Origin of the sequence: Pseudomonas chlororaphis (genome assembly GCF_001921865.1) — a bacterium.
GTDB lineage: Bacteria > Pseudomonadota > Gammaproteobacteria > Pseudomonadales > Pseudomonadaceae > Aquipseudomonas > Aquipseudomonas chlororaphis_D.
Genome location: NZ_MSCT01000003.1, coordinates 1 through 9,214, shown reverse-complemented (window position 1 = coordinate 9,214; position 9,214 = coordinate 1). Strand labels below are relative to the sequence as shown.

Below are 9,214 nucleotides of genomic sequence, written 5' to 3'. Positions count from 1 at the left end.
TACCCGCCGCTGGCCACCCGGCGCCTGGTACAGACGGCGATCCTCATCGACCTCTGTTGCTGGACCCTGTTCGGCATCGCCCAGGGCAGCCTGCACCTGAGCAGCCTACTGCTGCCGCTGGCCGGGGCCTGCCTGCCGCTGCTGTTGCGCGGCCTCGGCCTGCGCCAACCGTTGCTGCACAGCCTGGGTTTCTTCGGCCTGCTGATGGTGGCCGAGCACTACAAGCTCAATGCGCTGATTTTCGGCATCGGCTACTTGCTGTGCATGGCGGCACTCAAGGTACCGCTGGTGCTGCCGTTACAGGCAGCCTGGATGAATCGTTTGCAGAACGTCGTCGCGATCCCGCTGATCCTCACTTTCGGCATCGTGCAGATCGACGTGCACAGCGCCATGGGCAGCCTCGGCTGGGTACAGCTGGGCGCCTTGCTGCTGTTGCCGATCGCCAGCAAGCTGCTCGGCAACTGGCTCGGCCTGGGCTGGGCCGGCGCCTCCTTCAAGGGCGCCAGCCGCTGGCGGGAAAGCCTGCTGCTGAACATTCGCGGGTTGAGCGAGATCGTCTTTCTCAACCTGCTGCTGCAACAACAGCTGATCAGCCCGGCGCTGTACTTCGCGCTGATGCTCATGGGGTTGATCGCCACCTTGCTGCCGGCGCTGGCCGGGCTGCACCGAACACCTTTGGTCCCTCTGAATCTGAACATCGCCGAACCGGCAAGGAGCCCCAGTGCCAACAGTTGAAATGGAACGCCGCCAGGTCGTGGTGATTGGCGCCGGCCCATCGGGCGCCATCGCCGCTGCGCTGCTCAAGGGCAAGGGCCACGACGTGCTGATCGTCGAACGCCAGCATTTCCCGCGGTTCTCCATCGGCGAAAGCCTGCTGTCCCACTGCCTGGATTTCGTCGAGGAAGCCGGCATGCTCGACGCCGTCAACGCCGCCGGTTTCCAAGTGAAGAACGGTGCCGCCTTCGCCTGGGGCGAGCGCTACAGCGCCTTCGATTTCGGCGACACTTTCAGCGAGGGCAAGCCCACTACCTTCCAGGTCCAGCGCGCCGACTTCGACCAGCTGCTGGCCGAGCAGGCCGCCCTGCAAGGGGTTGAAGTGCGTTACGGCGAGGCCGTCGTCAGCGCCGATTTCTCCCCGGCCAAACCGCGATTGCAGGTGCTGCGCGAAGACGGCAGCCAGTACGGCGTGGAGGCGGCGTTCGTCCTCGACGCCAGCGGCTACGGCCGCGTACTGCCACGCCTGCTGGACCTGGAGGCGCCGTCGAACTTCCCGGTGCGCCAGGCGGTGTTCACCCATATCGAAGACCGCATCGACAGCCCGGGCTTCGAGCGGGAAAAGATCCTCATCACCACGCACCCGACACACCGCGATATCTGGTTCTGGACCATCCCGTTCAGCAACGGCCGCTGCTCGATCGGCGTGGTCGCGGCCAAGGAGCATTTCGCCGGGCGCGGCGACGACCTGGACGCCTGCCTGCGCGGTTTCATCGACGAGGCCCCGAGCCTGGCCAAGGTCTTGCGCAACGCCGTCTGGGACACCCCGGCGCGGACCATCGGCGGCTACTCGGCCAACGTCAAGACCCTGCACGGCCCGGGCTTCGCCCTGCTGGGCAATGCCGCGGAGTTCCTCGACCCGGTGTTCTCCTCCGGGGTGACCATCGCCATGCGTTCGGCCAGCATGGCCGCCGCCGTGCTGCACCGACAGTTGCAAGGCAAAAGCGTCGACTGGGAGAGCGAATTCGCGCGGCCCCTCAAGCGCGGCGTCGACACCTTCCGCTGCTATGTCGAGGGCTGGTACGCCGGCACCTTCCAGGACGTGATCTACCACCCGGGCAGCTCGCCGGAGATCCGCCGGATGATCAGCTCGATTCTCGCCGGCTACGCCTGGGACGAACGTAACCCGTTCGTCAGCGAACCCAAGCGGCGGCTGCGCATGCTGTCGGAAATCTGCGCCACGGAGGCCCCATGAACGAGACCCAGCCACAGTACCTGAGCCCCAGCTACGTCGAGGAAACCCGCTTCGGTTTCTGGTTCCTGCGCAGCCATACCTGGCAGCACCATGTGCTGCGGGTAGCGATCAACGACCTGCGCGGTTTGTTCGACCGCGAACCGCCGGCCAACCCGGTGCTGCTCGATGCCGGCTGCGGCCAGGGCAAGTCGTTCCAGTACCTGCGCCAGGCGTTCGCCCCGCAGCGCCTGATCGGCCTCGACGCCGACCCCCACAGCCTCAGGCTCAGCGCCGAGGAAGCCGAGCGCCAGGGCCTGCAGGTCGAGCTGATCGGCAGCGACTGCGCGACCCTGGACGTGGCGGACGCCAGCGTCGACCTGCTGTTCTGCCACCAGACCTTTCACCATCTGGTGGAACAGGAAAAAGCCCTCGCCGAGTTCTACCGCGTGCTCAAGCCCGGCGGTTACCTGCTGTTCGCCGAGTCCACCGAAGCCTACATCGACACCTGGGTCATCCGCTGGCTGTTCCGCCACCCGATGCATGTGCAGAAAAGCGCCGCGCAGTACCTGGACATGATCCGACGGCAGGGCTTTGAATTCGGCCCGCGAAACCTGTCTTATCCCTACCTGTGGTGGAGCCGCGCCAAGGACTTCGGACTGCTCGAACGCTTCGGCCTGCGCCGCCCGAAACCCTTTGGCCAGCGCGAAGAAACCCTGGTCAACGTGGTCGCTCGCAAACCCCTGCAAGAAGGTGTCGCCGGATGATCCGTGCCCTGCTCGTCGGTTGCCTGCTGTTGCTCGGCGCCTGCGCCAGCCAGCCGCCGCTGCCCGAGAAAACCCCGAGCCTGGCCCTGCCGTTGCAACTGCACGTCGAGCGCCAGCAGGCCGGGCAGCGCCAGGACTGGCTGCTGGTGATCCAGGCCGAAGGGCCGGGCATCCGCTGGTCGCTGATCGACCCGCTGGGCATTCCCCTGGCGCGCCAGCAATTGATCGACCGCCGCTGGCAGGCCGACGGCCTGCTGCCGCCGAACCCGGAGGCCCGCGAGCTGTTCGCCGCGCTGCTGTTCGCCCTGACGCCCGCGGGCGAACTGCGCGCCAACTACCCCGACGCCCGGCAACAGGACGCCGGGCGCAGCCTCGCGCCGCGCTGGCAGGTCCATTACCGGCAGCCCCTGGATTTCCAGCTGGACCTGCCTGAAGGCCTGCACTACCGCATCAACCCGCTGACCGCCGAGACCGCCCCATGACGGCCTACCTGAACGCCCTCGGGGTGATTTGCGCCCTGGGCCGCGACAAGCGGCAAGTAGCCCGCAGCCTGTTTGCCGGCGACTGTTCCGGCATGCGCGTCGAAGCCGGCTGGGTGCCGGAGCGCAGCGTACCGGTGGCCGCCGTCCAGGGGCCGCTGGCGAGCCTTCCGGCGCCGCTGGCGCAACAGAGCAGCCGCAACAACCAATTGCTGCTGGAAGCCGCCCTGCAGATCCGCGACGACATCGACCAGGCCATCGCCCGCCACGGCCGCGGCCGCATCGGCATCGTCCTCGGCACCAGCACCTCGGGCATCGACGAGGCCAGCCGCGGGATCGCCCATTACCTGCGCGACCAGCGCTTCCCCGCCGATTACGACTACCGGCAGCAGGAGCTCGGCGCGCCGGCGACCTTTCTCGCCGACTGGCTCGACCTGAGCGGCCCGACCTACGTGATTTCCACCGCCTGCACCTCCAGCGCCCGCGCCCTGATGAGCGCCCGGCGCCTGCTCGACCTGGGCCTGTGCGACGCGGTGCTGTGCGGCGGCGTCGACAGCCTGTGCAAGCTGACCCTCAACGGTTTCTCGTCTCTGGAAGCGGTCTCCGGGCAGCGCTGCAATCCGTTCTCGGTCAACCGCGACGGCATCAATATCGGCGAAGCGGCGGTGCTGTTCCTGATGAGCAAAGAACGCCTCGGCACGCAACCGATCGCCCTGCTGGGCGCCGGCGCCAGCTCCGACGCGCACCATATTTCCGCGCCCGAACCCAGCGGCCGCGGCGCCCTGCAAGCGATGCAGAAGGCCCTGCGCAGCGCCGGCCTGCAAGCCGGGCAGATCGGTTACCTGAACCTGCACGGCACCGCCACCGCGCACAACGATGCCATGGAAAGCCTGGCGGTCGAGCAACTGTTCCCGCACGGCGTGCCCTGCTCGTCGACCAAACCCATGAGCGGCCACACCCTGGGCGCCGCCGGTGCCCTGGAAGCGGCGTTCTGCTGGCTGAGCCTGTGCGCCGACAACAGCGCCCACGCCCTGCCGCCCCATGTCTGGGACACCCAGGCCGACCCCGCGCTGCCGCCGCTGCGCTGGGTCGACGCCAGCACGCGCCTGGAACGACACGCCCCGCGCTGCCTGATGAGCAACTCCTTCGCCTTCGGCGGCAACAACGTCAGCCTGATTATCGGAGACGCCCCATGATTGACTGGCCGCTCGCCGAACTGCTGCCCCACGCTGGCGACATGATCCTCATCGATCAGGTCCTGGCGTTCGACGAAGAGCAGATCCGCACCCGCCTCACCGTCAGGCCCGGTGGCCTGTTCAACCGCGCCGACGGCAGCCTGCCGGCCTGGGTCGGCGTCGAGCTGATGGCCCAGAGCGTCGCCGCCTACGCCGGGTGCCACGCACGCCAGGACGGCCAGCCCGTGGAACTCGGGTTCCTGCTCGGCACGCGCAAATTCGAATGCAATGTGGAACACTTCCCGGCCGGCAGCGAGCTGCACATCCACGCCCTGCGCTCCTTGCAGGACGACAGCGGCATGGGCGTCTTCGAGTGCCACCTGAGCGGCCCCGGCATCCACGCCGTGGCCCGCCTCAACGTCTTCCGTCCGCCCCAGGCGGACAGCTACCTGAACGAATCACCCGCTCCGACAACAGGAATCCAGCCATGACTGAATCCGTACTGGTCACCGGCTCCAGCCGTGGTATCGGCCGCGCCATCGCCCTGCGCCTGGCCCAGGCCGGCCATGACCTGATCCTGCATTGCCGCACTGGCCGCGGCGAGGCCGAAGCCGTGCAGGCCGAGGTCGAGGCGCTCGGGCGCTCGGCGCGCATCCTGCAATTCGACGTGGCCGACCGCGCCAGTTGCAAGGCCATTCTCGAAGCCGACGTGGAAACCCACGGCGCCTACTACGGCGTGGTCCTCAATGCCGGCCTGACCCGCGACGGCGCCTTCCCGGCCTTGGGCGAAGACGACTGGGACACCGTGCTGCGCACCAACCTCGACGGTTTCTACAACGTGCTGCACCCGGTGATGATGCCGATGATCCGCCGCCGCGCCGCCGGGCGCATCGTCTGCATCACCTCGGTCTCCGGGCTGATCGGCAACCGCGGCCAGGTCAACTACAGCGCTTCCAAGGCCGGCCTGATCGGTGCCGCCAAGGCCCTGGCCATCGAGCTGGGCAAACGCAAGATCACCGTCAACTGCGTGGCGCCGGGGCTGATCGACACCGCGATGCTCGACGAGAACGTGCCGGTGGACGAGCTACTGAAAATGATCCCGGCCCAGCGCATGGGCACCCCGGAAGAAGTCGCCGGCGCGGTGAACTTCCTGATGTCCGCCGAGGCCGGCTATATCACCCGCCAGGTGCTGGCGGTCAACGGAGGCCTGTGCTGATGAAACGCGTGGTCGTCACCGGCATGGCCGGCATCACCTCACTGGGCAGCGACTGGCCCACCATCGCCGGCAACTTCGGCGCCAACCGCAGCGGCATCCGCCGGATGGACGAGTGGGACCGCTTCAGCGAACTCAACACCCGCCTGGCCGGCCCCATCGACGACTTCAAGGTGCCGGGCCACTGGACCCGCAAGCAGCTGCGCAGCATGGGCCGGGTCTCGCGGCTCGCCGTGGGCGCCGCCGAACAGGCGCTGGCCGATGCCGGGCTGCTGGGCGATCCGTCGATCAAGGACGGGCGCATGGGCGTGGCCTGCGGCTCGTCCACCGGCAGCACCGACGAGATCAAGGCCTTCGGCAACATGCTGCTGAACTCGGTGGCCGAAGGCCTCAACGCCAACTCCTACGTGCGCATGATGCCGCACACCACCGCGGCCAATATCAGCATCTTCTTCGGCCTCACCGGCCGGCTGATCCCGACCTCCAGCGCCTGCACCAGCGGCAGCCAGGGCATCGGCTACGCCTACGAGGCGATCAAGTTCGGCCGCCTGCCGCTGATGCTCGCCGGCGGCGCCGAAGAGCTGTGCCCGACCGAAGCCATGGTGTTCGATGCGCTCTACGCCACCAGCCTGAAGAACGACGCCCCGCACACCAGCCCGCGCCCTTACGATAGCGGCCGCGACGGCCTGGTGATCGGCGAAGGCGGCGGCATGCTGGTGCTCGAAGAACTGGAACACGCCCTGGCCCGCGGCGCGCGCATCCATGCCGAGCTCGTCGGTTTCGGCAGCAACGCCGACGGCCAGCACACCACCCGCCCGGAGCAGGCCACCATGCGCCGGGCCATGGAACTGGCCCTGGAAGACGCCGGTCTTGCCCCCGCCGCCATCGGCTACGTCAACGGCCACGGCACCGCCACGGAACAGGGCGACATCGCCGAAACCCTGGCCACCAGCAGCCTGTTCGGCAGCCGCATGCCCATCAGTTCGCAGAAGAGCTTCCTCGGCCATACCCTCGGGGCCTGCGGCGCGCTGGAGTCGTGGTTCAGCATCGAGATGCTCAACCGCGACCTCTACGTGCACACCCTCAACCTCGACAGCGTGGACCCGGCCTGCGGCGAGCTGGACTACCTGCGCGGCGAATTCCGGCAGATGAGCTGCGACTACGTGATGAACAACAACTTTGCCTTTGGCGGCGTCAACACTTCGCTGATTTTCCGCCGCTGGCCTCAATGACGTTACCCCTGGAGAAAATGGAATGTCTTCCCTGCTTCGCGCAACCCTGATCGCCCTGGCGCTGTTGACCACCGTCTCGTGTACCAGCAAACGCATGTACACCCCGACCCGGGTCGTCCCGGCGACCATCCACGCCGACCACGAGGAAATGAAACAGGCGATCCTGAAAAACCTGGTCGCACGCAAATGGACCGTGCAACGCATCAGCCCGGAGCTGATCCAGGCCGAGATCACCGTGCGCGAGCAGTACCACGTGGAAATCGACATCCAGTACGCGCCGACGCACTACAAGATCCTCTACCGCGACAGCCGCGGCATGGACTACAAGGACGGCAAGATCCACAAGAACTACATCCGCTGGGTGCGCCTGCTGGACAAGGGCATCCTGCGCGAGCTGAAGGACAACCAGAACGAGCGGACCGCGCAACAACTGTCCGGCTCGGCCCAGGCGATTCCCGCGCCTAACTGATTCGCTCGCTGCCCGGGCCCGGCCCGCGGCAGCGCATTGCCCTTTTCTACGTCAAGGAGACCACCATGCGCTTGAAGACCCTGGCCGCGGCCGCCACCCTGCTGTTCTGCACCCTGCCCGGCGTCAGCCAGGCCCGCGACACCACGCTGAACCTGCCATTCGACAAGGTGGTCGCCGAGGCCATCAGCACCGGCAAGATCGACGGCAGCGTGAAGTTCTACCTGGCGGGCAACAAGCCGAGCGGCCAGGTCACGGTGGTCAGCCCCGGCGCGGTCACCAACAAGAAGACCAACGCCTTCAACAAGAGCGACGAAGCAGCCTGCGAATGGGCCCTGCAATCGGCGCTGATCACCCTGCACCAGGCGGCGAAGAAAGTCGGCGCCAACGCCGTGACCGACATCGCCAGCTTCTACAAGAGCAACGAGCGCAAGGACCCGAAAACCTACGAGTGCCACGCCGGCGCGTTGATCGCCGGCGTCGCCCTGCGCGGCGACCTGGCGAAGGTGCAATAAGGCGACGCCCTGTCGCGAGCAAGCTCGCGCCTACAGAGGCGGGTAAATTCCCCTGCATCGCGATGCGAGCTGGAAACGACAAAGGGCGCCTTTCGGCGCCCTTTCACAAACAGGCTGGCTTGTCATCGCGCTATGCCTGTCCGGCTCTGCGATGGCTGGTTGCCCAGGATCCTCAGAGTCTCACAAGTCCCTTTCGGGTACTGGGCCAGTCTTGCTCGAAACCTCCCGTCCGGCAACCGTGGCCAACTGCCCTGGCCCCGAGAAAAGCCGGTATCAGATCCCCAAGGCCTTGCGTACCGCGGCTTTGATGGCAGCGAACTCTTCGTCGGTAAGTTGCAAGATTTCGTAAACGCGTCGGCCCTGACGGTCTTTACGCTTGATCCGATCCAGTCGCGGCAGGCTGACGGTAGCGAGCATGTCGCATTTCGCCCAGCAGACACAGGCTCGTCCCTGAAGGCGATTGGCAAGTTGCAGATGGTGCCCCAGGACCACGTCCGGCGCCGTGGTGCTCAAGGGCACGACCGTCACCAGATGCCGGTTGCTCCTGTGCCTGCGGATGACGACTACGGGCCTGACCTTGACCATCTCGGGAACTTCATAACCTCTGAAGTCACAGATCAGGACACTGCCCTCCCTGGGCTGATAGTGAAGTGACATCCGTGGCACTCGCGCAAAGAACTTCAGTCTGCGCAATGCTCCTGCGGATGATCAAACCCGATCCGTTACCCAAGATGTCCAACGCCCGCGCCCCGCTCGCTTCCCCGTCTACACTCGCAGAACCGGGCATTTGCGAGAGCGCCCGGGCGAACTGCGAAGCGACCGTCACGGTGTGGGTTCAAGGTGCACGGGCGGCTGGATGATCGCGGTTCTCCTTTCCCGTCAAGGAGACGACCATGCAAGTCAAAGCCCTGATTGCCGCCACCCTGTTCACCCTCCTGCCCAGCGCCAGCCAGGCGACCAACCTGTTGTACATGCCGTTCGAGAAGGTGGTGTCCGACGCGATCCGCGCCGGGCGCCTGGACGGCAGCGTGAAGTTCTACCTGGCGGGCAACGACCCCGACGGCAAGGTGGTCCAGGTGCTGCTGACGGACGTGGCCAGCAACCGCAAAACCAACGGCTTCAACAAGAGCGACAACGATGCCTGCGAATGGGTGGTGCAATCCACGCTGATTGCCTTGCAAGACGCCGCCAAACGGGTGGGCGCCAACGCCGTGATCAATATCGTCAGTTACTACAAGCACCATGTGCGCAAGGATTTGAACACCTACGAATGCCACGCCGGGGTGCTGATGGCCGGCGTGGCGTTGCGTGGCGACCTGGTGCGTTTGCAGTAGGCAGCCCCTACAACGAAGGCTCGACCTTGCGGGTCAGCAGCTCGACAAAGGCCTTGGCCATGGGCGAGCGCTGGTCGGTACGTTGCGC

General features: G+C 66.5%; 11 protein-coding genes and 1 pseudogene. 11 read left to right on the top strand and 1 reads right to left on the bottom strand.

All coding sequences use genetic code 11. The features are described 5' to 3' along the window. From BTN82_RS01970 to BTN82_RS01925, 10 genes and pseudogenes are all read left to right on the top strand, one after another. Positions 1 to 735: pseudogene (locus BTN82_RS01970) on the top strand (sodium:proton antiporter); the annotation flags it as partial. Then, positions 722 to 1,969 (top strand): NAD(P)/FAD-dependent oxidoreductase, encoded by a 1,248-nt coding sequence (locus tag BTN82_RS01965; RefSeq protein ID WP_075117508.1) that lies wholly within the window; start codon positions 722 to 724, stop codon positions 1,967 to 1,969. The pseudogene BTN82_RS01970 and the gene BTN82_RS01965, both read left to right, overlap by 14 nt. After that, positions 1,966 to 2,712, top strand: coding sequence for a class I SAM-dependent methyltransferase (locus BTN82_RS01960; RefSeq protein WP_075117507.1), 747 nt, complete (start codon positions 1,966 to 1,968; stop codon positions 2,710 to 2,712). Before BTN82_RS01965 ends, BTN82_RS01960 begins: the two co-directional genes overlap by 4 nt. Beyond that, positions 2,709 to 3,194: a DUF3261 domain-containing protein gene (locus BTN82_RS01955; protein ID WP_075117506.1), complete on the top strand. Its 486-nt coding sequence runs from the start codon at positions 2,709 to 2,711 to the stop codon at positions 3,192 to 3,194. Before BTN82_RS01960 ends, BTN82_RS01955 begins: the two co-directional genes overlap by 4 nt. Then, entirely contained in the window at positions 3,191 to 4,387 is a 1,197-nt protein-coding gene (locus BTN82_RS01950) for a beta-ketoacyl-[acyl-carrier-protein] synthase family protein (protein WP_075117505.1), read from the top strand. Before BTN82_RS01955 ends, BTN82_RS01950 begins: the two co-directional genes overlap by 4 nt. After that, positions 4,384 to 4,857: a hotdog family protein gene (locus BTN82_RS01945; protein ID WP_075117504.1), complete on the top strand. Its 474-nt coding sequence runs from the start codon at positions 4,384 to 4,386 to the stop codon at positions 4,855 to 4,857. Before BTN82_RS01950 ends, BTN82_RS01945 begins: the two co-directional genes overlap by 4 nt. Continuing rightward, a complete protein-coding gene (fabG, locus tag BTN82_RS01940; protein ID WP_075117503.1) occupies positions 4,854 to 5,582 on the top strand; it encodes a 3-oxoacyl-ACP reductase FabG in 729 nt (242 codons plus the stop codon). The genes BTN82_RS01945 and fabG overlap by 4 nt, the downstream gene beginning before the upstream one ends. Then, positions 5,582 to 6,811: a beta-ketoacyl-ACP synthase gene (locus tag BTN82_RS01935; protein ID WP_075117502.1), complete on the top strand. Its 1,230-nt coding sequence runs from the start codon at positions 5,582 to 5,584 to the stop codon at positions 6,809 to 6,811. Before fabG ends, BTN82_RS01935 begins: the two co-directional genes overlap by 1 nt. 22 nt (positions 6,812 to 6,833) lie before the next feature. Then, on the top strand, positions 6,834 to 7,280 hold the full coding sequence (locus BTN82_RS01930) for a hypothetical protein (protein ID WP_075117501.1): 447 nt from the start codon (positions 6,834 to 6,836) through the stop codon (positions 7,278 to 7,280). 65 nt (positions 7,281 to 7,345) lie between these two features. Next, complete coding sequence (locus BTN82_RS01925; protein WP_075117500.1) at positions 7,346 to 7,792, top strand: excinuclease; 447 nt, start codon at positions 7,346 to 7,348, stop codon at positions 7,790 to 7,792. Positions 7,793 to 8,065: 273 nt separating this feature from the next. Here the strand turns inward: BTN82_RS01925 and BTN82_RS01920 are convergent, their stop codons facing one another. Continuing rightward, a complete protein-coding gene (locus tag BTN82_RS01920) occupies positions 8,066 to 8,449 on the bottom strand; it encodes a type II toxin-antitoxin system PemK/MazF family toxin (RefSeq protein WP_075117499.1) in 384 nt (127 codons plus the stop codon). Positions 8,450 to 8,685: 236 nt separating this feature from the next. Between BTN82_RS01920 and BTN82_RS01915 the strand changes: the two genes are divergently transcribed. Next, entirely contained in the window at positions 8,686 to 9,126 is a 441-nt protein-coding gene (locus BTN82_RS01915; protein ID WP_075117498.1) for an excinuclease, read from the top strand. The last annotated feature ends 88 nt before the right edge of the window (positions 9,127 to 9,214 follow it).

Coding starts and splice junctions, on each gene's coding strand:
- BTN82_RS01950 (WP_075117505.1), top strand. CDS start 3,191: ATGACGGCCTACCTGAACGCCCTCGGGGTGATTTGCGCCCTGGGCCGC.
- BTN82_RS01930 (WP_075117501.1), top strand. CDS start 6,834: ATGTCTTCCCTGCTTCGCGCAACCCTGATCGCCCTGGCGCTGTTGACC.
- BTN82_RS01925 (WP_075117500.1), top strand. CDS start 7,346: ATGCGCTTGAAGACCCTGGCCGCGGCCGCCACCCTGCTGTTCTGCACC.
- BTN82_RS01920 (WP_075117499.1), bottom strand. CDS start 8,449: ATGTCACTTCACTATCAGCCCAGGGAGGGCAGTGTCCTGATCTGTGAC.
- BTN82_RS01945 (WP_075117504.1), top strand. CDS start 4,384: ATGATTGACTGGCCGCTCGCCGAACTGCTGCCCCACGCTGGCGACATG.
- BTN82_RS01935 (WP_075117502.1), top strand. CDS start 5,582: ATGAAACGCGTGGTCGTCACCGGCATGGCCGGCATCACCTCACTGGGC.
- BTN82_RS01955 (WP_075117506.1), top strand. CDS start 2,709: ATGATCCGTGCCCTGCTCGTCGGTTGCCTGCTGTTGCTCGGCGCCTGC.
- fabG (WP_075117503.1), top strand. CDS start 4,854: ATGACTGAATCCGTACTGGTCACCGGCTCCAGCCGTGGTATCGGCCGC.
- BTN82_RS01960 (WP_075117507.1), top strand. CDS start 1,966: ATGAACGAGACCCAGCCACAGTACCTGAGCCCCAGCTACGTCGAGGAA.
- BTN82_RS01915 (WP_075117498.1), top strand. CDS start 8,686: ATGCAAGTCAAAGCCCTGATTGCCGCCACCCTGTTCACCCTCCTGCCC.